At 54.2% G+C, this 21056-nt stretch carries 19 protein-coding genes; 6 read left to right on the forward strand and 13 right to left on the reverse strand.

Annotated elements, in window-relative coordinates:
* The 4 genes from AAGA79_RS06985 to AAGA79_RS07000 form a co-directional block, all read right to left on the reverse strand.
* Entirely contained in the window at window positions 1-276 is a 276-nt protein-coding gene (locus AAGA79_RS06985) for an MSMEG_0570 family nitrogen starvation response protein (RefSeq protein ID WP_411828056.1), read from the reverse strand.
* Window positions 264-1412: an MSMEG_0568 family radical SAM protein gene (locus AAGA79_RS06990; protein ID WP_411828057.1), complete on the reverse strand. Its 1149-nt coding sequence runs from the start codon at window positions 1410-1412 to the stop codon at window positions 264-266. The genes AAGA79_RS06985 and AAGA79_RS06990 overlap by 13 nt, the downstream gene beginning before the upstream one ends.
* Window positions 1354-2361 carry a Nit6803 family nitrilase gene (locus AAGA79_RS06995; protein WP_411828058.1) on the reverse strand — a complete coding sequence of 336 codons (1008 nt, stop codon included), beginning with the start codon at window positions 2359-2361 and terminating at the stop codon, window positions 1354-1356. Before AAGA79_RS06995 ends, AAGA79_RS06990 begins: the two co-directional genes overlap by 59 nt.
* Before the next feature lie 82 nt (window positions 2362-2443).
* Window positions 2444-2926, reverse strand: a complete 483-nt coding sequence (locus AAGA79_RS07000) for an MSMEG_0572/Sll0783 family nitrogen starvation response protein (RefSeq protein WP_411828059.1) — start codon at window positions 2924-2926, stop codon at window positions 2444-2446.
* 143 nt (window positions 2927-3069) lie between these two features.
* Between AAGA79_RS07000 and AAGA79_RS07005 the strand changes: the two genes are divergently transcribed.
* The 3 genes from AAGA79_RS07005 (at window position 3070) to AAGA79_RS07015 (ending at window position 6271) form a co-directional block, all read left to right on the forward strand.
* Window positions 3070-4083: a LacI family DNA-binding transcriptional regulator gene (locus AAGA79_RS07005; protein ID WP_411828060.1), complete on the forward strand. Its 1014-nt coding sequence runs from the start codon at window positions 3070-3072 to the stop codon at window positions 4081-4083.
* Window positions 4084-4152: 69 nt separating this feature from the next.
* The gene (locus tag AAGA79_RS07010; protein ID WP_411828061.1) at window positions 4153-4743 is read left to right on the forward strand and encodes an NfeD family protein; all 591 of its coding nucleotides are present in this window, start codon (window positions 4153-4155) and stop codon (window positions 4741-4743) included.
* A 40-nt stretch (window positions 4744-4783) separates the two neighbouring features.
* Entirely contained in the window at window positions 4784-6271 is a 1488-nt protein-coding gene (locus tag AAGA79_RS07015; RefSeq protein ID WP_411828062.1) for a flotillin family protein, read from the forward strand.
* A gap of 79 nt (window positions 6272-6350) precedes the next feature.
* Here the strand turns inward: AAGA79_RS07015 and AAGA79_RS07020 are convergent, their stop codons facing one another.
* From AAGA79_RS07020 to pheS, 3 genes are all read right to left on the reverse strand, one after another.
* Window positions 6351-7043, reverse strand: coding sequence for a cell envelope integrity protein TolA (locus AAGA79_RS07020; RefSeq protein ID WP_411828063.1), 693 nt, complete (start codon window positions 7041-7043; stop codon window positions 6351-6353).
* Window positions 7044-7104: 61 nt separating this feature from the next.
* Window positions 7105-9474, reverse strand: coding sequence for a phenylalanine--tRNA ligase subunit beta (pheT, locus tag AAGA79_RS07025; protein ID WP_411828064.1), 2370 nt, complete (start codon window positions 9472-9474; stop codon window positions 7105-7107).
* A 39-nt stretch (window positions 9475-9513) separates the two neighbouring features.
* Complete coding sequence (gene pheS, locus AAGA79_RS07030; RefSeq protein WP_411828221.1) at window positions 9514-10530, reverse strand: phenylalanine--tRNA ligase subunit alpha; 1017 nt, start codon at window positions 10528-10530, stop codon at window positions 9514-9516.
* 87 nt (window positions 10531-10617) lie between these two features.
* Between pheS and AAGA79_RS07035 the strand changes: the two genes are divergently transcribed.
* Window positions 10618-11214: a hypothetical protein gene (locus tag AAGA79_RS07035; RefSeq protein ID WP_411828065.1), complete on the forward strand. Its 597-nt coding sequence runs from the start codon at window positions 10618-10620 to the stop codon at window positions 11212-11214.
* On the opposite strand, the gene AAGA79_RS07040 is transcribed toward AAGA79_RS07035, so the two are convergent.
* From AAGA79_RS07040 to AAGA79_RS07065, 6 genes are all read right to left on the reverse strand, one after another.
* Complete coding sequence (locus AAGA79_RS07040) at window positions 11195-11803, reverse strand: hypothetical protein (RefSeq protein WP_411828066.1); 609 nt, start codon at window positions 11801-11803, stop codon at window positions 11195-11197. The genes AAGA79_RS07035 and AAGA79_RS07040 overlap by 20 nt on opposite strands.
* Window positions 11804-11816: 13 nt before the next feature.
* Window positions 11817-12278, reverse strand: a complete 462-nt coding sequence (locus AAGA79_RS07045; RefSeq protein ID WP_411828067.1) for an EVE domain-containing protein — start codon at window positions 12276-12278, stop codon at window positions 11817-11819.
* 59 nt (window positions 12279-12337) lie between these two features.
* Window positions 12338-13141 (reverse strand): hypothetical protein, encoded by an 804-nt coding sequence (locus tag AAGA79_RS07050; protein ID WP_411828068.1) that lies wholly within the window; start codon window positions 13139-13141, stop codon window positions 12338-12340.
* Entirely contained in the window at window positions 13125-13697 is a 573-nt protein-coding gene (locus AAGA79_RS07055) for a hypothetical protein (protein WP_411828069.1), read from the reverse strand. Before AAGA79_RS07055 ends, AAGA79_RS07050 begins: the two co-directional genes overlap by 17 nt.
* Window positions 13698-13701: 4 nt before the next feature.
* Window positions 13702-15057: an LptF/LptG family permease gene (locus AAGA79_RS07060; RefSeq protein WP_411828070.1), complete on the reverse strand. Its 1356-nt coding sequence runs from the start codon at window positions 15055-15057 to the stop codon at window positions 13702-13704.
* Window positions 15058-15119: 62 nt separating this feature from the next.
* Window positions 15120-17684, reverse strand: coding sequence for a tetratricopeptide repeat protein (locus AAGA79_RS07065; RefSeq protein WP_411828071.1), 2565 nt, complete (start codon window positions 17682-17684; stop codon window positions 15120-15122).
* A 384-nt stretch (window positions 17685-18068) separates the two neighbouring features.
* Here AAGA79_RS07065 and hisA point away from each other — a divergent pair, with 384 nt between their 5' ends.
* Window positions 18069-18836 carry a phosphoribosylformimino-5-aminoimidazole carboxamide ribotide isomerase gene (hisA, locus tag AAGA79_RS07070; protein ID WP_411828072.1) on the forward strand — a complete coding sequence of 256 codons (768 nt, stop codon included), beginning with the start codon at window positions 18069-18071 and terminating at the stop codon, window positions 18834-18836.
* A 110-nt stretch (window positions 18837-18946) separates the two neighbouring features.
* The gene (gene tkt / locus AAGA79_RS07075) at window positions 18947-20920 is read left to right on the forward strand and encodes a transketolase (protein WP_411828073.1); all 1974 of its coding nucleotides are present in this window, start codon (window positions 18947-18949) and stop codon (window positions 20918-20920) included.
* The last annotated feature ends 136 nt before the right edge of the window (window positions 20921-21056 follow it).

The following is a 21056-nucleotide window of genomic DNA, read 5'->3' on the forward strand; positions in this document are numbered from 1 at the left end:
CTAGATATGGGTAATGGTCAATGGGGTGTCGGGCGGGATGGCGGCAGTCCAACGCTCGATGTCCGCTAGGGAGGCGGAGGCGGCGGTGCAGGAAAATCCGAATTTCTCGACAACACGATTCGATGCTTCGGTGAGGGCTTTGCGGGCTACTTCCGCGAAGGTGGCGGCGGCGAGGGTATCGCCCTTGGTGAAATAATTTTTCACTACGGTGGATGGGGAGTAGCAGTAGTGATTGGTGCCGTCCGGGAGACTGACGGTGAATGTTACTTCAGGCATGATGTTGTGGTGGAAGATTTCTCGAAGGAGGAGAGGGAGGAACAGGCACCGCACTTGGCGCAGCCTGCCTTGACTGATTCCGAGGTCATGTGGGCCGCGCTGAGCATTTTGCCGACAGGCTCCAGAACTGTCTGCATGAAGGCTGGAGTGGGTGGGGCGTGATTTTCGAGCTGGGTGCCGGTGACCGGAACGAAAGGGACGATAAAGGGATAAACTCCGATGGAGATGAGCTTCTCAGCGGCTTTAATGAGGCCATCCGCGGTATCGCCGAGGCCTGCGAGGAGGTAGGTGGAGACCTGGCCGCGTCCGAAGACTTTCACCGATGATTCAAATGCCTGGAGGTAGTAGGAGAGCGGGACTTCTGCTTTGCCCGGCATGATCCGGGCGCGGACGTCCTCATCCCATGCTTCGAGGTGCATTCCGAGAGAATCGACACCGGCTGCGCGAAGTTTCACGAACCAGTGGAAATCATCGGGTGGTTCGCACTGTGCCTGGATGGGTAGGTTGGTTGCCTGTTTGATCGCATAGGCGGCGGCGGTGAGAACGGCGGCTCCACGGTCCGAGGTGGCGGGGGTGCCGGTGGTCATCACCACGTTATCGATGCCATCGAGTTGTTTCGCTGCCAGTGCGACCTCGGCAAGTTGTTCTGGTGATTTTTCGCGGATGGTTTTTCCGGCCTTCAGTGATTCGCCAATGGCGCAGAACTGGCACTTGGTGCTGGTGTTCCCGTAGCGGATACAGGTCTGGAGAAGTGTGGTGGCGAGGACTCTGGATGAGTGGAGTTGGGCGATTTTCCAGTAAGGAATACCTTCATCGGTGGAGAGGCCGTAGAACTTCGGTTCCGGCGGGAAGGTAACAGAGGCTATTTTTTCGCCGTTTTCGAATAGGTCCGCTTTGCCTGTGGAATCTATGAAGCTGATCGAAAAAGGGGAATTTGCGGCACCTTTTGTATGGATTGGCACCATGATGGTGGTGCCGAGAATAGTGATGGCCTTGTGATCGGTGGGGCCAGCTCCGCCGCTGCGCGAGGGTGCGGTGGAGGGTGCGTTTCCGATACGCATCCCGGAGGACTGAAGCTCAGATAGAAGCCATTGTTTCCTTGAGGACAGTTCTGTTTGTGGAGTCAGGGTCTGCATGTTCGGTGGTTTCTGAGTAGGAAAATTCGTTCGAATGAATGGATGGGCGTGGTGTTTTATCCACGTGGAGGTCGAATAGATCTGGCCGGCTGTAGTGGCCTACGGAGTCCATCATACGTTTTCGTTTGGTGATCAGGGTGGGATCAAGGTCAGCGATGACCATGCCTTCGCCCTCGGTGATGGGAGTAGCTAGATGCGAGCCATCGGGGGCGATGATCGCGGTGAAGCAGCCGCCTTTGAGTGCCTTTTGTTTTCCCTCATCCGGGGTGATGGTGGCGATCTGCTCAGGGGTGAGCCAGCCCGTGGAGTTTACGACGAAGCATCCGGCTTCGAGAGCGTGATGGCGGATGGTGACCTCGATCTGGTCCGCGAAAATCTGACCGACCATGGAGCCGGGAAATTGGGCGCAGTGGATTTCCTCGTGGTCCGCCATGAGAGTATAGCGGGCGAGGGGATTGTAGTGCTCCCAACAGGCGAGGGCGCCGATGCGGCCCCGGCTGGAATCGACTGCTTTCAGGCCGGAGCCATCGCCTTGGCCCCAAACCATGCGTTCGTGGAAAGTGGGGGTGATTTTGCGACGTTTCAGGATTAGCTCGCCATCGGAATCATAGATGAGCTGGGTATTATAAAGGGATCCGCCATCGAGTTCATTTACTCCTACAACCAGGGTCATGTGATGGGCGGCGGCGGCCTGCGAGATCCGCTTTGCAAGCGGGCCGGGCACTTCAACTGCCTCGGTATAAAGTTTTTGGTGGGCTTTGCCGGTGGCAAACGGTGAGTCCACAAAGGAAAAGTATGGGTAGTAGGGAACGAAGGTTTCAGGGAAAACAGCAAGATTGACGCCTTGGTCAGCAGCTTCCGTGATTGAAGCGATCATTTTATCGATGGTTCCGGAGGCTCCGTTTAGATCGGGAGAGAGCTGGATTGCGGCTGCTTTCGTGGGCTTCATGGAAAATAATTTTGGGGCTTTAAGTCCAGGGGGATATGCTCCCCCTGAACGGCTGTGGCTGGGTTGGCCCAGCCTTGGAGTGTTAGACTGTCCAGGAATCCATGATTACCGCGTTGGCCTTTTTGTGCAGGAGTATGCAGTCGAGGACGTCGAGCGGGTTGATCGGGATGATTCCGGGGATGAAGGCCTTTTCGGTCTGGCCGTAGAGGGCTTGGGTGGAGAAACGGCATGCGTAAACCTTGCCGCCTTCTTCCATGAATTTAGCGAGTCGCTGGTTGACGAACAGGTGGCCGGGAAAGGCCTCGTCACCGAGTGTCGGGAATCCACGCTGGAAGCCCATGGTGACACCCGGGCCGTATAGTAGAATCGATGTTTCGTAGCCTTTTCTGAGGAGGCGGGTGGCGGAGAGTGTGTTTACGATCGAGATAGATCCCTCGAAGGCGACGGTGTGGAAAGTGACGAGCGCTTTGTCGCCTGGATCGGCTTTAAAGTCTTCGAATACTTTTTCTTCATAATCGACGAGGAAGTCGCCGTCCTTGTGCATTTCTTTATCTACTTTTGGCATGATGGTGGTCGTTTTGGTTGAGGTCCGCTGAACGGAGTTGAACCGGTAAAAAGCATTGGCTGAGCCAGCCGTGCCAAGAGGTGGAACAAACGCTTTGGTTATTTGTGCATATCGTTGCGCATGGAAACTGCTTTGAAGAAGTCGTGAGGGAGAAAATCACGATGAAAGTGGTGGCGGATGCTTTGGGGGTTTCTGCTTCAACCGTGTCCCGCGCGTTGAAGGGGGATACGCGTATAGGGATTGAGACGAGAACCCGGATTATTGAGGGAGCCGAGAGACTCGGATATCGTCCGAACCCTATGTTGAGCGTGCTGATGTCCGCGAGGAGACGTAGAGATGGATCCGGAGAAGTGGGGACTGTGGCATTGGTGACTGATTATCACGGAACGAAGGGCTGGCGCGAAAAGGATGTATGCAATTGGGAATATGAAGGGATATGCCGCCGGGCGGATGAACTCGGATACCGTGTGGAGGAGTTCCCGATGAGCGATTTCGGGGGTGATTGCGAGGGGCTGGCCGGGGCTTTAAAGGCGCGGGGGATACGGGGGGTTCTGCTTGGATTCACCAGAGACCGGAAAGTGCTGTCCGGATTCTCCATCAGTGATTTCAGCGTGGCAGGGCTGAGCACCTATTTCCGGGAGGTGCCGGTGGATCGGGCGAATTTCCATGGCTTCTATAATGTTCGTATGGCGATGGAACATCTCAGCAAAACCGGAAAGCGCAGGATCGGATTGATGGTCCCGGAGATTAACAATCGGATTTCGGGGTACCTATGGACAGGAGCCGCCCTGGATTGGCAGAGGCAAATTCCGGAAGATGACCGGTGTGACCCATTCATTCCTGATAAATGGGACGATATCAATGAGTTCGCCAAATGGATGAAGGAACAAAGTCCGGATGCACTAATTGTATACAAGCTTCCGGCGAAGAGTTGGCTTTCAAAAATTGGTCTCAGGGTTCCAGGGGACGTATCAATTTCCTATCTTTTCCGCGATCGCGAAGAAATGGCCCGTTGGCCGGGTGTTGACGGAAATTTGCAGGAAGTGGGTGCCGCCGCCTTTGACTTGGTCGTTGAGGGACTGAACACCAACAGACTGGGAGTGCCCGAGCATCCGAAAGAGGTACTAATCAAAGGTTTTTGGAGGGATCCGGAATAAGCTTTGGGACGGTGTTGATTCCGCAATTGTCTTGCCAGCGGGAATCCATGTATCCACTTTTAGAGGCAAATGCCCGATTTTATCAATAGCTGGTGGGAGTCACTGAACTTCAATTTGCAATTTTTCTATGGAATCGGAATTATAGCTCTTTGCGCGTTGGGTATTCAGTTGGTGATGTCGTTTTTCCTCGGAATGGATGACGGGTTGGATCTCGGCGGGGGTGATGGAATGGATCTGGGTGATCATGATTCGGGAATCAGCATATTCTCTGTAAAAGGAGTGACTGCATTCTTCGTCGGCTTTGGCTGGACGGGTGTGATCTGCACGCAGCGGGGCTTTGGCCTAATACTAACACTGATCATTTCGCTGGCGGTAGGTTTCGGAATGATGATGGTGATCTATCTGATGATGCGGAGTTTTGTGAGGCTGCAGGATAGTGGTACTTTGAATTATCAAAATGCGGTGGGCCAGACAGGGACCGTATATGTAACGATCCCCCCGCTCCAACAGGCGGGCGGCCAAGTGGAGGCGATGATCCAAGGGAGAGCTGTGACCGCGCAGGCGCGGCAGAAAGGCACGGAAGCGCTGACTCCGGGAAGTCAGGTGAAGGTCGTGGAATGCATCGGTGCATCGACGCTTATAGTGGAGCCCCTGGGCTGAAGTTTCCTCTGCAATAAATAATCTCAAACAAATACAAATTATGCCCGAAATTATACTGATCGTTGCGTTTATCGCAGTTCTGTTCGTAGCAATTATTCCGTTGCTGACCCGTTACAAGCGGTGTCCGTCGGATAAAATCCTCGTCGTTTACGGTAAAGTAGGTGGCGGTAAATCAGCTCACTGTCACCATGGTGGTGCGGCCTTCGTGTGGCCGGTGATTCAGGATTACCAATATCTGGACCTGACTCCGCTACCGATCGATATCCGGCTGGAGGGAGCTCTTTCCAAGCAAAATATCCGGGTCAATACACCTTCCACCTTCACCGTCGGTATCTCGACCGAGCCAGGTGTCATGGAGAATGCGGCCGAGCGTATGCTGGGGCTGAACATGGAGCACATCAAGGAACTGGCGAAGGATATCATCTTCGGCCAGATGCGTGTGGTTATCGCCACGATGGACATTGAGGAGATCAATGCCGACCGCGACAAACTCATTGCGAATATTTCGATGGGTGTGGAAGTGGAGCTGAAAAAAGTAGGTCTGCGTCTGATCAACGTGAACGTCCAGGACATCACCGATGCTTCCGGATATATTGATGCGCTGGGTCAAGAGGCGGCTTCGAAAGCGATCGCCGAGGCGAAGGTCAAGGTTGCCATGGCGGACCGTGACGGTGAAATCGGCTCCGCTGCGATGCAGCGCGACAAGCGGATCAGCGTGGCCGGTGCGAATGCGGAAGCTACGCAGGGTGAGAACGCCGCTTTGATTGAAATTGCGAATTCCGATGCGCAGCGCCGTAGCCAACAGGCGGAAGCGGAACGACATGCGACAGCCGCGGAGAAGGTGGCCGAAGCGAAGGTGCTGGAAGAAGCATACGTTTCCGAGCAGGCAGCGGAGAGGCAGCGTGCCGAACGTGATAAAGCGAGTCAGCACGCGGACATCGTTGTCCCGGCGGAAATCGCCAAGGAGCGCCAGTTGGTGGAAGCGGACGCAGAAGCGGAAAAAACACGTCGTATTCAGCAGGGTATGGCAGACGCCGTGCGTGCCGAGAAACAGGCGGAAGCGGATGGTATTATTTTCGTAAAAGACGCGGAGGCCAGCGGTATCCGTGCGAAACTCCTCGCGGAAGCGGAAGGTGCGCGCGCTGTTCTGGAAGCAAAAGCGAAAGGATTCGAAGATCTTATCAAAGCATGCATGGGGCCGCAGGGCGCGCAGCAAATGCTCGTTACAGAACTGCTTCCTCAGCTTGTCCAAGAACAGGTCAAGGCGATATCCAACCTCAAAATCGACAAGATCACTGTCTGGGACAACGGCGGTGGAGCGGACGGAAAAACGAGCACTGCTAATTTCCTCTCCGGAATGGCTGGTGCGGTGCCACCGTTGCATGAGATTGCCAAGAACGTGGGAGTGGAGCTTCCAGCCTATCTTGGTAAATTGAATGAGGAACCGAAGGAAACTGCCAAGGTTTCACCCGAACCTCAGGCTGCACAGCCGGAAACGGAGGTAAACTTCGGCTCAGGGCAGATTTAGAAAGTAGGTTTTCTCCTGAAATTACCAGCGGCTGCCAACCTCACTATTCGGTGGGGGAAGTAGCCGTTTTTTATTTCCACTACGGGAAGGCCAGACGGATGGAGGAACTGTGCTGTCTCCGATAGTAGTGGGATCCGTAGTAGCGGATATTTCGTGGATACGAGGTGCTTCGGAAATAGGAGGGGCGGTAGTAACCGCTGTACGGGAAATAGCTGTAACGGTATGGACTACGATTGTAGTGGTAGGTCTTATAAATTCTTGAGCCGATGGCAGATGAGGCATCCAGTTTTGGAAATTCAGGTATCGTCGAGGTGGTCTTTTCTTCCACCGGGGCACTTTTGGCGTTCTCGATTGCTTCCTTTTCGGCGATCAGGGCTTCTTTCCTGAGTTCCTCGGCCTCGAGCTCCGTTCGGAGGGCTCGTTCCTCTTCTTTTATATCCACTGCCCGTTCATAGGCTGCCCGCCGTTCGTTTTCCTGTTGGTAAGTGGCTTGGGCATCGGATTTCGAAATTCCGTAGAGCTCTCTTTGGGCGGAAGTCAGGTCAGCATAGCGTAAACGGGCAGTGCCGCTGGCGTGACGGATGGAGATGCCACCATCATCGATAGCGGTGATCCGGACATCATTGAAAATCCGGCCATCGGCTCGCTGGAATTGGGGCATTTCCGAGCCGAGTGCGGTTTGACGATGTGTTTCAACTGATTCAGGCGTTTCTGCGAAAAGCGGTTGCGCAAGAAGGCAGCAGTAAAACAGCGAAATGAATGGGGTTTTCATGACGGACCATTGTAAGCTGGAAAGGCTCCCAGCTCCAATGGATTCCGCGGAAAATTCCGGTCTAGCGGAAGGTGAGGCCCTGGACCTTGCCCAGAGTCTCCAGAATATTCTGATGCGCCTGATCGAATTCCTTCTGTTTCAGGGTTTTTGATGCATCGCGGTAAAGGAAGCGGTAGGCGATGGATTTTCGATCCGCAGCGATTTTTTCACCGGTTTCATCGGTGAAGACGCTGACGCAATCATAGGAAACGAGGAGAGGTTCCTTTGCTTTTGCGAGGGCGGCTTCGATGGTGGAGTTCGGGGTTGTGATATCCAGCTCCATGGCCGCGTCGCGGGTGGAACCCGGGAATTGCGGGAGATCTGCCACTTCGAACTTCTTCGTGATGAGTTTGCGGAGTTTTGCAAGATCCAGCTCGGCGACGAAGACTGCGTTCGAGAGGTCCAGGGCGCGTTCGCGGGAAGGCTGGAGACGTGCGAAGATGCCGATGGTTTGGTCACCTGCTTTGATTTCAGCAGCAAGTGCAACGTTGTCCCGGTCTTTTGGTTTCAAGGAAATGGTGTGGCCCGGAAGCAGTGCCGAGAGGATGGCTTTGGCATCGTAGATATCCGCCGGACGGTCCTTGGCGGACCAGGAAGTGGGTGCGGTATTGCCGGAAATGAGGAGGGCGAGGGAATCGCTTTCCTGATCCTTAGCCTTGCCACCGCCCGCGTTGCGGAAAGTGCGCCCCATTTCGAAAAGGCGGAGAGATTTTGCCTGCTGGCGGGCATTGCGCTCTGCGGAGGCTACGAGACCGGGCACGATGGATGGGCGCATGATCGCGTGGTCTTCGCTGAGCGGAGATTTTACGCGGATGACATCGCCTTCCATCATCGGGCGGAGCGGGAGAATGTCCTGAAGCTGGTTTTCCGCGATGAGCTTGATGGTCTGGCACTCGTAAAGGCCGAGTGCGGCGAGGCGCTGGCGGAGGATCATATCCGCATCGTAGGCTGCATCCGTATCGCTGGTGGGTACGAAGGTTGCGCGGAGGCGGGAAGGGACGTTATCGAGACCGTGGACTCGGGTGATTTCCTCCGCGAGATCGATGTGGCGGGTGAGGTCCTGGCGGAAGGAAGGGATTTCCCAAGCTCCATCAGCCTGCTTGTTGAGGCCAAGGCGGGTGAGGATTTCCTCTGCTGCCTCTGTGGAAATGGAGTTTCCGAGCAGGTGGTGGAGTCTCTCCAGATCGAGGGTGACCGGTGCCGGTGCGGCTGGAAGCGTGCCGGTGGTCTTGGTTTCCGCAGCGGTGTCTTCGATCAGTTTGATGGCAAGTGCAGCGGCCGGGAGCACTGCTTGTGGATCTGCTCCGCGCTCGAAGCGGTAGGAGGAATCCGATGAAAGAGCGGTGCGGCGTGAGGTGCGACGAATGCCGGACGGCGTGAAGTAGGCTGACTCGAGAAGAATTGATGTGGTTGATTCCGTGACGCGGCTGTCGTAGCCGCCCATTACACCTGCGAGGGCGAGAGCTGCGCCGGATTCATCGGAAATAACAAGGTCGTCCGTCGTAAGAGAGTGTTCCGTTTCGTCCAGAGCCTTGAATGCCTCACCTTCTGTTGCCTGACGGATGACGAGTGCGCCGCTAACTTTATCAGCATCGAATGCATGGAGCGGCTGGCCGGTCTCGTGGAGGACATAATTGGTGATATCCGCGATGTTGTTAATCGGACGTAGACCGATGGATTCGAGGCGCTCGACGAGCCATGCCGGTGAATCGGTGACTTTCACATCGTCGATGCGGGTGGCGGAATAGAACGGGCAGGTTTCCGGAGCTTCGAATTTGATGAAATCAGAGGCGGCTTCCGAAGTGGAAATTTCCGGTGATTTTTCTGTGAGGAGAGGGGTTTTGAGGAGTGTGGCGAGTTCACGGCCCATGCCCGCGTGGGAGAGAAGATCCGGACGGTTCGGGGTGACTTCGAGTTCCAGCAGTGTGTCCGAATCGAAGAGGGTCTTTACGGGCACACCAATCGGGGCGTCTTCCGGAAGAATGAGTAGGCCGTCCTCGCCTTTCGGGAGGCCAATTTCTTCAGCGGCCGCGAGCATGCCTTTCGACTCGACCTTTCGCATGACGGTTTCGCCGATGGTGAAGCTTTCGGAAAGTTTTGCGCCCGGGAGGCAGCAGGGGACTTTATCGCCGACCTTGTAGTTTTTTGCTCCGCAGACGATTTGGCGAAGCTGTGGCTCGCCGCAATCGACCTGGGTGACTTTGAGCTTGTCCGCGTTCGGGTGCGGGATGGCTTCCTTGATCTGGGCGACGACGATTTTGTCCGAGGGAATTCCTTTCGTCACGATGCCTTCGACTTCGACACCGGCGAAGGTGAAGAGGTCTGAGATTTCGGAAATGGATTTACCTGAGAGATCGAGGTGAGTGGAGAGCCAGTTGAGTGAGATGTTCATCAGAATGGAAAGTGTGTGGTGATCAGTGGAAGACCGTGCTTATGCGAACTGGGAGAGGAAGCGGGTGTCGTTTTCGATGAGGAGGCGGATGTCCTTGATGGCCCAGCGGATCATTGCAAGGCGGTCGAGTCCCATTCCGAAGGCGAATCCTGTGAGCTTTTCAGTATCGAGTGCATTGTCCTTACGGGTGCCGTTGATGGATTCAAACACAGCGGGATCTACCATTCCGCAGCCTGCAACTTCGATCCAGCGTGGGGCTTCGCCTTTGCGCTGGAGTTTCACGTCGATCTCGAAGGATGGCTCTGTGAACGGGAAGAAATGCGGGCGGAAGCGGACTTCGGTGCTGTTCCCGAACATTTCGTGGAAAAAGTATTCCAAGGTGCCCTTGAGATCCGGGAGGGTGACATCTGTATCGACGAAGAGACCTTCGAGTTGATTGAAAACAGAAAGATGAGTGGAATCAATCTCGTCACGGCGGTAGGCGGAGCCCGGTGCGATGATGCGGATTGGTGGTTGAGCGGTCTCCATGGTGCGGACCTGGACGCTGGATGTGTGGGTGCGGAGAAGTTTGCCGGAATCGAAATAGAATGTATCTTTCTCGTTTCTGGCAGGGTGATCGGCCGGTGTGTTCAGAGCGTCGAAGCAGTGGAATTCGTCTTCGATTTCCGGTCCGTCTGCCAAGGCGAATCCCATGCGGCGAAGAATAGTGATGGCCTCGTGGCGAATCTGGGTGAGCGGATGGAGTGCGCCGGTGTGGATGGAACGGGCGGGAAGGGTGAGATCGATTCCGGTGAGCGCTGCCTGGTCGGCTTGTTGCTGGAATTGGGTTTGTTTCTCCTCAAGGGCAGCGGTGAGGGTGGTGCGGGCTGCATTGAGCGATTGGCCGAAGGCTGCCTTCTCCTCGTTCGGGATGTCTTTGATTAGAGCTCCGGCGAGGGAGAGTGTGCCTTTTTTGCCCAGTGTGGAGACGCGGGCGTCATCAAGCGAGCGCTCGTCTGAGGCGGCGGCGATGAGTTCGAGGGCGGCGGTTTGGATGGATGCGATTTGCTCGTTCATGGGCGGGGTGGAGGGGATAGCTGAGACCGCGCGTGGGGGCAAGAGTTTGGTTTTGACGTTTTTTGTTGGGGAACCACGATGCAGGAAGTGAGCAAGAGCAGTTTTTCGCAAGTTTTCCCGCAGAAGTTAAAATTCTGGATCTGGCACTGTGCGGTCAATGCGTGTCCCAGCTTTCTGATTGCGAGTGTCTGGCTGGGTCTCTGGAACTGGGTTGCACAGTTCGCGATGATCGCGGCGATACTTACGTTTGTTCTATGCTACAGCGTGGCTACTTCATTGCCTGGTCCATTGACAAACAGCGGGAGCCTTTTCTCAAGAGCGCTGAAGCTGGGGCTAAAGCTAAGAATGATCATATCGATCCTGACCGTTTGCGCCGTGCCGCTGGGAGTGGTGCTGATGTATACTCCTGATTATTGGTGTGGATGGGCGGCGGTGATAGTTGTGGAAAGAGTTTTCGATGCCATGGGGCTTACCGCAGTGCTTATGCAGGGTGTGGACGAAGGATCGGGGGGTGAAATCCTCGTTCAGGCGGGATTCTGGGAGGTTTATCTTACAACCCTGCTGGAAGGTTTGATCCTCTCGCTGATGCTCTTCATCTTTTCGCTCTTTTCGATCGTTTTCCTACAGATGCGGGAGAGGAAAAGGATGTTCCGGGAGGTTGCTGCTACGAGAGGCTATCGCTGATTTCCTGCTCGAACTTCGCGATCAAGCCGGGTTTCTCGGCTTCGATTTTCTGCCGGATTTCCGAGCTCTGAGCCGGTGTTCCTTTCGCCTTCCTCACCAGCGGGTTGATCAGGGAAACGGCACTGCTGACAGTTTTTAGATCGATGTTTTTAGTCGCCTTCCGGAATGCTGCAATGATGCGCCGTGCATCTTCCTCCGTGAGATGGTCCGGTGAAGATTTTCCCGCTATTGCCGGATGGTGGAGGAGCCGGCCGAGAAAGTATGTCTCCAGGGCGGTGACTGCAGCGCGGCGGGCTGTGAGCCAAAAGAAGAGGGTGCGAAAAACTTTTCGGAGGGGTTTCTGGATGGCTCCCTTTGCAAGTGATCCCGCACGCTGCAGAAATCCGGTGCTGCCTCCGGAAATAATGTGCGGGACGTTGGAATCAAAGCTGAACCCGCGCTTCTTAAGAACGCTCGAGATCATCGATTTCCTCTGATGGCTCAAAAGCCAATCATCAATAAACGGAATGGGAATGAACTGGTATGCACCGGACCGGATGCTTTGGCCACCGAGCTTCACGTGGGATGGGGTCGATGGGTTTCCGGGCATGGTTGTAAGTAAGCTAAGGTTTGGTTCCTGAAAGCTTAAGGATATGCTGGAAATGTTTTTCTTCAACCGGAGTTATAGAAAGCCGGGATCCTTTCTGGCAGACCAGCATTTCAGTGAGAGCTTTATCTTCCTTCAGTGCCTGGAGGGGGATTTCCTCGGGAAATGTGACGACGTGTTCGAAATCGACGAGATACCAGCGAGGTTTTTCCTCCGTGGCCTTGGGATCGAAATATTCGCTTTTTTCATCGAATTGGGTGGGATCGGGATATGAAGCGGAGGCTACTTTCGCGACCCCTGCGATGCCCGGTGGCTTCGCATTCGAGTGATAAAAGAGAGCGAGATCACCGACCTTCATTTCACGCCACATGAAGTTCCGTGCCTGATAATTTCGGACTCCGGACCATGGCTCTTGTTCCACTTTTTCGAGGTCCTGAATGGAGAAAGCGTCAGGTTCCGACTTTATTAGCCAAGGCACGGTAAATAGGGATGTAGGTTTCCAGCGGTGACAGAATCTTTTGGAGTGGGGTGGTTCCGTTACTTGAGGGTGACGGTGACATCCCTTTTCGTCTCAATTTTCATGCCTTCGAGTTTTTTGAACTCTGCTTCGGCCGCGTCCTTATCGGTTTTGCTGAGTTCGGAAATTTTCTTAAGCTTGCCTTTCTGTGACATCATTTTCCCTACTTCCACGTCGAACAATGTGATGGTGTCGCCATCGGTGTAGCTGGCTTCCGAGGTCTCTATGCCAGGAGCGATCACGATTTTCATGGTGATGCGCATGTCCGCGAGCATTTTGTTCATCATCTCCTCCATCTGGGGATTTTGTTCGGAATCCTCCTGCGACATAGCCATCGCATCGTAATCGGTGGCGGGCACGATGATCTTGAGTTTGCCATCGGCATATTCGAATTTCGCGGAGTCTTCCTTAGCTTCGGCTTTGGGCGCTGGAGCCTCCTCGCCGCTCAATTTCTCGACGGCATCGCCGGGAGTAAGGCTGACGTCATTGATGTCGGAGAATTTGTAATGCATGCGTGCACCGGCACGGCCCTCCTCGTCGATGACTTCCATTTTTACAAATTCAACGCCTTCTCCGAGTTCTGTGGCGCGTGCTTTCGCCTTTTCCTCGTTGAACATTTCGGACATCGGTTCAGGGGCGCCGGGTTGGGCGAACTGAGTCATCATCTGGAGCATTTGTTCCCCGAGGACGGTCTCTTCGACGATGGTTCCGCTGCCGTCTTTTTCGAGTGTGACGGTAGTTTCGCTTTCAAGGCAAGACGGCAGGGCGATGGCGGCGATCAGGGCGAAGGTCGACTTGAGGAAGGTATTAAGATGGAGTTTCATTGTTTCGATGGATCTCGGTTTCTGGTTCTTCGATTGGTTTAGGTGAGAGTAGTTCGATAACCTCGTTCTGGATTTCCTCGACTTGTGCCAAGGGGATGTTCGGGTCTTTTACGATAAATACCTCTCCGGTTTTACGGTGTTCGTAGATTCGGAGCGTGCCGCCGGAGGTGGGTTGGGTATCGGTTTCGCGCAGAAGTTTCTGACGCTCCAGCATGACGGCAAGGATGTAGCGGGTATTTTCAGTGTGATCCTGATCTTCCTCCACGAGGTTCCTGAGGAGGTCTTCCGCCGTTTGCTTGGTGACGGGCTGGACGTTTTCATTGATGGGCGCCGGAATGAAGGTGGTCCGCCAGTGGGAAAAGGGTTGATCAGACAATTCCGATCCTGCTTCGATTTCCTTCCATGCTGCTTCGCAGAAATCCTTCCTCAGGTAGCCGCTGGATTCAGGATCAGGGAAAAGGGCGGTGATAATTTTCTGCCCTTCGGAAAATGGCGTCCCTGTCGCGGTGCATTTACGGCTGCGTGAACGTACGTTCCAGGTTTCCGGGAGTGCCATCTGTCTAGTTACTAATGGTTAAAATGCGACGGACGGTCTGGTAGATCGGACGGCCTGTAACCCGGCGATGATAGAGCCAGAGACCAATAAGAGTGAAGATGATATTGGGAAGCCAAGCGGCGAGAGCTGGTGCAACAATAGATGCTTCGCCCAGAGCTAGGCAGATGCTGGAAAAAAAGAGCATCATGGCCGAGAGGACCACCGCAACGAAGATTCCGCTACCCGCACCACGGCGCGCGAAGTGGATGGAAAGCGGCGCAGCAAGGAGAACGGTGACAAGGCAGGTTATTGGCAGTGCCCATCTGTAATGCCAATGGGTGAGGTATCCTGCTACGTTGGCCGTTGCCTGACCCGCGATGGGGGATTTGAGCCAGGAGGTGAGTTCAGGGATTCCCAAATACTCGATGGCGAGGCCCGGTTTGATGATCTGGGAGGGAGTTTCGCTCCAAGTCGTTTTCACCAGAGGTTCATCCATTTTCTCGAATTTCGGGGACTCACCTTTGGCAAATCTGGCTATTACAGGGTTTTCGAGCGTCCATTCACGGGTGGCCCGCTGGTATTTGGCTGAATCACTGGTGATGCGGGAGCTGATTGTCTGGTCCTTGCGCATCGTTGTGACTTCGATGTTCTGGAGGGGTTCACCTTTTTGATAATTTGCGGGAAATGCGCCGACCATCCAGAGCCTACCTGAGCCGGGATCACGGTAGAGCACGTTTGATGCTTCCAGGACAGGCATTCCTTTTGCTACCGCGATGAGTTCGTCGCGGCGGCCTTCCGCGTGGGGTGCCCAGTGATAATTGAGACCAATGAGAAGTACACTGCACCAAAGACCTGCAAAAATCAGTGGGAACGAAACACGGACAATGCCGGTGCCACTCTGAATGATGGCGATGATTTCGTTGGTCTTGGATAGTTTTCCCAGCCCGTAAATGAGGGCCAATAGGAGTGTGTAGGGAAAAATCAGCAGCAGGATGGCTGGAGCGCGGAACACGTAAAAGAGAAGGACTGATTTGAGCATGTTCTGGCTTCCCTTGAAATCGCCGAGGTTATCGTTCAGATCGAGCAAGAGCCAGATGCCGAACAAGGAGCAAAGGCAGATCGAAAAGATGCTAATGAACTGCCGTGAGAGATAACGATCGAAGGTGGTGCCGAAGGTGTAGGCGATGGCCGCGATGGCTGGCATAAAGCAAAGGAATCCAAGAATCCATGGTCGCAAGGAGTGGGTTAACCTATCAGAATCTGGAAAGCCGGTGATTTGCTCGTTCACCGAGGTCGCCTCGAGAGGGACCAGAAGGGCCGCGGCGATAGCACCGACGATGAATAGTGCGAGTGGAAGTAGCCAGCGTTGAAGGTTCTGCATGAGAGAGACGGGAAATTTGGGGGGGAGAGCGTGGGGTGTCGAGGATTTGATTTTACGGTAACCTATTCTTCCCAAACCATATGTTTCAGGCGGAGCTGACGTGCGCGGGTGGCTGCGTCTTCCGTGCGGGGGCCGCCGAATGATGCGATTTTTTCCGCCAAGGAAATGGCCGCCTGCCAGCGTTCCTGATCCTCAAGTATCAGAAGTGCTCGGAAGCCGCTTTTATAGAACCACTCCCACTCAGCTGGAGGTGGATCGGCCGGACGATCGAGAACGGAGAAATAGGTGGCGAGTGCTTCATTAACTCGGGTTTTCGCAGGACTCTCCGGGGCAGGCAGTCGTTCCAGTGTCAAACCGCGTAGATATTGAATGCGAAAATTCCTCGAAGAGTTTTCCGGAGTGCTTTCAAGGAGTTCATCATAGATCTTCAAGGTTTTACCTAGATTTTCCGGATTCGAGTCCCCCTGGGCATAGATTGCTTCCGCAAGCAGGAGTCCGGTTGGCAGACGGACGGGATTTTCGGGAGAAATGGATCGGTAGGCTTCGGTAAGTGATTCAATGGCTACCTCCAGGCGATTGAGAGATATATTGAGTCTGGCTTTTTCGAGTTTCGCGAGGGCTGTCAGCGGACCATCCGTTTCTATGGTTTTGTCAAACAGGACCAGAGCTTCCTCGCGGGATTGTTCGGTGGCACCGAGTGCGGCGGAACGAGCTGCCAGGAGAAGAGCCGCCTGGCCGCGTTGGGTGCCTGCCTCCGCTGTCGCTAGTTTTTCGAGAATGAGACGTGCATCGTTGTAATTGCCCGTCTTGAAGAGTGTTTTTCCCAGGATGAGCGATGCTTCGGAAGCCGTATGGGTTGCAGGGAAGTCGCTTATCAGTTTTTTCGCTGAATCCGTGGTGGCTTTAGTATCGTCCAGCAGGTCCAGCATGCGGAGCTTCGTCAGGGCGAAGTCCTGATCACTGGCTAGGTCGGTTTCTTTCCCGGATGCTGAGATGGTATCGAGCTGCGCGCGAGCTGTGGAAACATCAGGCGGGGATATTGCGAGAGCTGCTTTGGCTATTGCCAAACGTGCTTCGGCCGCTCTCGGATGTTCCGGGTTCTTGTTCAGAAACGTATCAAGCGCTGACCGGGCTTTTGTCGGATCGCTGGTAACCAAGGCTTTTTCCAATTCCAGATCGGTCTTGATAGCCGCGTCTTCCTTCGGGTTTTCAGTAGTTATGAAAATCGTCGCGGTGGGATCTTTTTCCAACTTGGTGAGAGCGGCGTTGAGAGCGGCGTTATGTGAGTTTTCACCGGACAAGAGCTCTGCTGCATCCGAGTATAGCTCCGATGCTAGGGTGAAATCCCTGTTTTCAAACGCAATGCCGGCACCGAGGAAGGACGCTTCACCTTTGACGACAGGGGATGTCGTGAATTCCCGTAGGCTAATGAAGGTGGAAAATGCCAGCTCCGCTTTATTGTCCTCGAGTTGCCATTTTCCTAGTTCCAGAAGGCTGCGGGGCGTGAGAAAGTGGCGGGGAGCAAGAATTCTAATCCGCTGGAGTAGGGAGTAAGCGCGAAGTTTTGCGCGATCCGTGGCGACACGACGGAGGCCTCGGGCGTTGGCATACAGTGAAAATACCTCCAGGTCCGTTAGCTCGGTAGGAGCTGAAGGCATACTCGCGGCGGCATCCATCGGGCTGGTGTTGATCAGTCCCGAACTCACTGGTGAGGATTGAGGAATCCACTCGTCGAGCTGTTCGAGTGTTTGGTTCTCTTCGGAGATGATGGAGTCAGGCAGCCAATTGATGATGCGGACGAACATCGGTGCGAGAAGCGGTGATTCGGGATTTTCCTGGATAAATGAAAGTAGGGACGATGTGGCCCTTTCGGTGCGTCCCTGGGCTGCCATCGCGTCCGCGTAGCCCAGAGCAGCCTGATTGTAGCGCTGCATGGATTGGCCTTTCGGATCAGCAATGAGTTCCTTGAACAAAGGTTCTGCTGCTTCCGGTTTACCTTCTTCGAGTAGAATCGCAGCGTTCAGGAATTTTGCGAGTGGGGAGAATTTCTCAGGGATGTTATTACTTACCGGGAAAATGCTGCGCGCGAGCTCTATCCGGCCTAGGTCGATCAGGATTTCCACCCGTGTCAGTCGTGCTCTGATCAACTTGACAGGTCCTTCGGGGTCCTCAAGTAGATCCAGTATTGCGAGGGATTCCTCGGCCTGGGAGAGGGAGAGCTTGAGGCTGGCCGCGGTCAGAGCTGCTTCGACCTGCAGTGGGTTTTCCGGGTCCTGTGCAATGGGGAGAAGTGTTTCCACTGCTTCCGAGTATCTGCCTTTGCCGGCTAGTGCCTGTCCGCGCCAAAATGCGGAATCAGGTTTCCCGCTAACGAGGGAATCATCAAGAATGGAGAGTGCCTCATCCGGGCGATTTCCCCTGATCAGGCTTTCCGATAGCAGAAGGAGAGCCGCCGCCTGTTCCTGTTCCGAGAGTGTCTCGGATCTGGTGGCGGACTGAAGTTGGAGTGTGGCTACGTCCCAGAGGCCGCTATCGATCGCGCGGGTCGCGGATGCCAGCAGGGATTCCGCATTCTCGGACCAGACCAGAGCGGAAAAAAGTAGATAGAATGTGCAGACGAACTTCACCGCAGGGACGATGGGCGAGCGTTGAAGGATATGAAAGTAAGAAGATATTAGAATTGTGAAGGAGGTGATTTTTAGAAGATGGGCGGAAAGGTGTTTGTCATGAGACTTTTCTGACTGGTTGTTCTGAAGCCGTTGGATGCCAATTAATCCTCGCTATTTGCAAGGTTACTTGATAGTAAAGTTTTCGTAACTAAGTAAGGTGATGAAAGTAATTCTAGCGTTAGTATTTTTAGGTGTATGCGGACTTTTTAGCTCTTGCCGGGTGAACCCACCACTTGACCCGAAGACCATGGAGCCATCAACCAAGTGTTGTCCTGAAAACTTCGTACACGGCCACCCAACTTCTTGCCAAACGTGCGGGAAAGAGGTGAACGTGTATTCGAAATGAGTTTCCGCTTCCGTCCCTGCATCGATCTCCACGAAGGTAAAGTTAAACAGATCGTGGGAGGGAGTCTGCGTGACAGCGGGCCCGGGCCGAAGGAAAATTTTGTTTCTGAAAAATCCCCCGCATGGTTTTCGGGGAAATTCCGTGAGGATGATTTGCGTGGCGGCCATGTCATCATGCTGGGTGGCGGGAATGAGGAGGCTGCTCTGGAAGCTCTTGGTGCTTGGCCGGGAGGGATGCAGATTGGCGGCGGAATCAAGGCCGATAATGCGGGCAAATGGCTGGATGCTGGTGCCAGTCACGTAATTGTGACCTCTGCGTTGTTCGATAAGGACGGGAATTTTTTAGAAGACGCGCTTGCGGCTATTGTATCTGAAGTGGGAAGTGAAAAGCTGGTCATTGATCTTTCCTGCAGAAGGACGACCGATGGGTGGGCGGTAGCTATGAACCGCTGGCAAACGCTGACAGAATTATCTGTTACGCCTGAAACTCTGGATAGATTGGCGCCGCATTGTGATGAGTTTTTAATACATGCGGCTGATGTGGAAGGCCTGTGTGGGGGAGTGGATTCCGAGCTTATCGAGCTTCTGGGTGAATGGGGAAAATGCCCGATCACCTATGCCGGAGGGGCGGCGAGTATGGAGGATGTTAATATTGTGAAGGAAGCGGGGAGAGGGCTTGTGGATGTGACGGTGGGAAGTGCTCTGGATATCTTCGGAGGTTCCGGGGTATGTTACGCGGAACTGGCGAAGATGAGCGGGATTTGATATCTTTTGCGTCTCAACGCCAGTTGTGGGCTTGTCAACAGCCGGAGGCTTTCTAGGCTTCCCGCGTCCCTGCGTATTAAACCTCCCGCAAGGATCTGAATTTTTCACATATGAATACGAACGTACTATCAAACGCTGCCAATGAAGCCCGTGGTCTTGCCATGGACGCTGTCCACGCCTGTTCCTCGGGTCACCTTGGTCTACCTCTCGGCTGTGCCGAAATTGGTGCCGTTCTTTTCGGAGAAAGCCTGAGTTTTAATCCGGATGCACCACGCTGGCTTAACCGGGATCGTTTCATCCTCTCCGCAGGTCACGGTTCGATGTTCCTCTATAGCTGGCTGCATATCGCAGGCTACGCCGTATCCATCGAGGATGTGGCTGCGTTCCGTAAGCTGCACTCGATCACACCGGGTCACCCGGAATTTCACGAAACACCAGGTGTTGAGGCTACCACCGGACCACTCGGCCAGGGTATCGCAAACGCAGTTGGATTCGCGATTTCCGGTAAAATGGCTGCTGCGAAATACAATACAGCAGATCACACACTCTTTGATAGCCACGTGGTGGCACTGCATGGTGACGGATGTCTTCAGGAAGGCGTAGCCAAGGAGGCGATTGCCTTCGCAGGGCATAGCGGTCTCGATAATCTCATTCTTATCTATGATAGCAATGATGTGACTCTTGATGCGATGGCTGATGTCACACAGGGCGAAGATGCGAAACTCTATTTCGAATCCCAATGCTGGGATGTGATCGAAATCGACGGAAATGATCTCGGTGCTGTTGAGAAGGCAATGCAGATCGCCAAAGCGAACAAGGACAAGAAGCCTAAGGTCATCATCGCCAAGACTTTGATCGGCAAAGGCATCCCTGAAGTTGCGGGGTCCGCCAAGGCTCACGGCGAAGGTGGTGCGAAATTCATCGTAGAATCCCGCAAAAACCTAGGTCTTCCCGAAGAGTCATTCTACGTTTCCAAAGATACCAAATCCTACTTTGCTGAGCGCAAGGAAGCTCAGGCAAAAGTATTCGCCGAGTGGCAGGAGACCTACGATGCGTGGGCAAAAGCAAATCCGGAACTTGCGACCGAACTGACCGAAGGTGTGGCAATGGCTACTCCAAGCGATCTTTCCGCACAAATCCCGACTTTCCCTGAAGATTACAAGGACGCAACCCGTGGTGCGGGTGGCAAGGTGATCAATGCGGTAGCCAAGGCAATTCCACAGTTCCTCACAGGCAGCGCCGATCTCTTCGGTTCCACCAAAAACTATCTTTCAGGCGAGGGCGATTTTTCCGCTTCAAATCCTGTCGGCCGCAACATCTGGTTCGGTATTCGTGAGCACGCAATGGGTGCCATGTGCAATGGTATTGCCTACGACGGAATCTTCCGTGCGAGCGGTGCCACATTCCTCGTATTCGCGGATTATCTCCGCCCTGCAATCCGTCTGGCCGCTCTCTCCAAACTTCCTACAACTTTCATCTTCACCCACGATTCCGTAGGTGTGGGCGAAGACGGTCCGACCCACCAACCGGTGGAAACCGTAAGCGGTCTCCGCGTGATCCCGGGTCTGGATGTAATCCGTCCCGCCGATGCCGAGGAAACAGCTGGTGCCTACATCGCCGCTATGATGCGCACCGATGGGCCTACGACGCTAATCCTTTCCCGCCAGAGTATGCCGCAAATGAATCACCTTTCCGCTGAAGAGCGCCGCGATGGCGTTCTCCGTGGTGGCTACATCGCGGTTAAGGAAAAAGGCGAACTCACTACCATCCTCATGGGAACCGGTTCCGAGCTGCAACATTGCGTTGAAGCCGCTAAGCAAATCGGTGACGGCGCCCGCGTTGTTTCGATGCCTTGTCTCGAGCGCTTTGACCGCCAATCCGCTGAATACAGAGAAAGTGTCTTGCCGAAGGCATGCACAAAACGCGTTTCCATCGAAGCTGGTGTTTCCGCTCTTTGGTGGAAATACGTCGGAACAGAGGGCAAAGCTCTTGGTATCGATCGGTTCGGCATCAGTGCTCCCGGCGATGTAGTAATGAAAGAACTCGGCATGACGGCAGAAGATGTCGTGAAGGCCGTTTCCTAATACTTAATAGTCTTCAAAACCGAATCCCCTCTGTGGCGCTTTACCACGGAGGGGATTTTTTTGTGCAGTATCACTCCGGAAATATTTTCATACGAAGTGAAAGTTTTTATCCTGCCGGGGAATTTTCTGATATAGT

The organism is Luteolibacter sp. AS25 (assembly GCF_046736275.1).
Lineage (GTDB): Bacteria > Verrucomicrobiota > Verrucomicrobiia > Verrucomicrobiales > Akkermansiaceae > Luteolibacter.

Bases quoted from the DNA above. Each gene is read 5' to 3' on its own strand.
- AAGA79_RS06985 (WP_411828056.1), bottom strand. From the start codon at position 276: ATGCCTGAAGTAACATTCACCGTCAGTCTCCCGGACGGCACCAATCAC.
- AAGA79_RS06990 (WP_411828057.1), bottom strand. From the start codon at position 1,412: ATGCAGACCCTGACTCCACAAACAGAACTGTCCTCAAGGAAACAATGG.
- AAGA79_RS06995 (WP_411828058.1), bottom strand. From the start codon at position 2,361: ATGAAGCCCACGAAAGCAGCCGCAATCCAGCTCTCTCCCGATCTAAAC.
- AAGA79_RS07000 (WP_411828059.1), bottom strand. From the start codon at position 2,926: ATGCCAAAAGTAGATAAAGAAATGCACAAGGACGGCGACTTCCTCGTC.
- AAGA79_RS07010 (WP_411828061.1), top strand. From the start codon at position 4,153: ATGCCCGATTTTATCAATAGCTGGTGGGAGTCACTGAACTTCAATTTG.
- AAGA79_RS07015 (WP_411828062.1), top strand. From the start codon at position 4,784: ATGCCCGAAATTATACTGATCGTTGCGTTTATCGCAGTTCTGTTCGTA.
- AAGA79_RS07020 (WP_411828063.1), bottom strand. From the start codon at position 7,043: ATGAAAACCCCATTCATTTCGCTGTTTTACTGCTGCCTTCTTGCGCAA.
- pheT (WP_411828064.1), bottom strand. From the start codon at position 9,474: ATGAACATCTCACTCAACTGGCTCTCCACTCACCTCGATCTCTCAGGT.
- pheS (WP_411828221.1), bottom strand. From the start codon at position 10,530: ATGAACGAGCAAATCGCATCCATCCAAACCGCCGCCCTCGAACTCATC.
- AAGA79_RS07040 (WP_411828066.1), bottom strand. From the start codon at position 11,803: ATGCCCGGAAACCCATCGACCCCATCCCACGTGAAGCTCGGTGGCCAA.
- AAGA79_RS07050 (WP_411828068.1), bottom strand. From the start codon at position 13,141: ATGAAACTCCATCTTAATACCTTCCTCAAGTCGACCTTCGCCCTGATC.
- AAGA79_RS07055 (WP_411828069.1), bottom strand. From the start codon at position 13,697: ATGGCACTCCCGGAAACCTGGAACGTACGTTCACGCAGCCGTAAATGC.
- AAGA79_RS07060 (WP_411828070.1), bottom strand. From the start codon at position 15,057: ATGCAGAACCTTCAACGCTGGCTACTTCCACTCGCACTATTCATCGTC.
- hisA (WP_411828072.1), top strand. From the start codon at position 18,069: ATGAGTTTCCGCTTCCGTCCCTGCATCGATCTCCACGAAGGTAAAGTT.
- tkt (WP_411828073.1), top strand. From the start codon at position 18,947: ATGAATACGAACGTACTATCAAACGCTGCCAATGAAGCCCGTGGTCTT.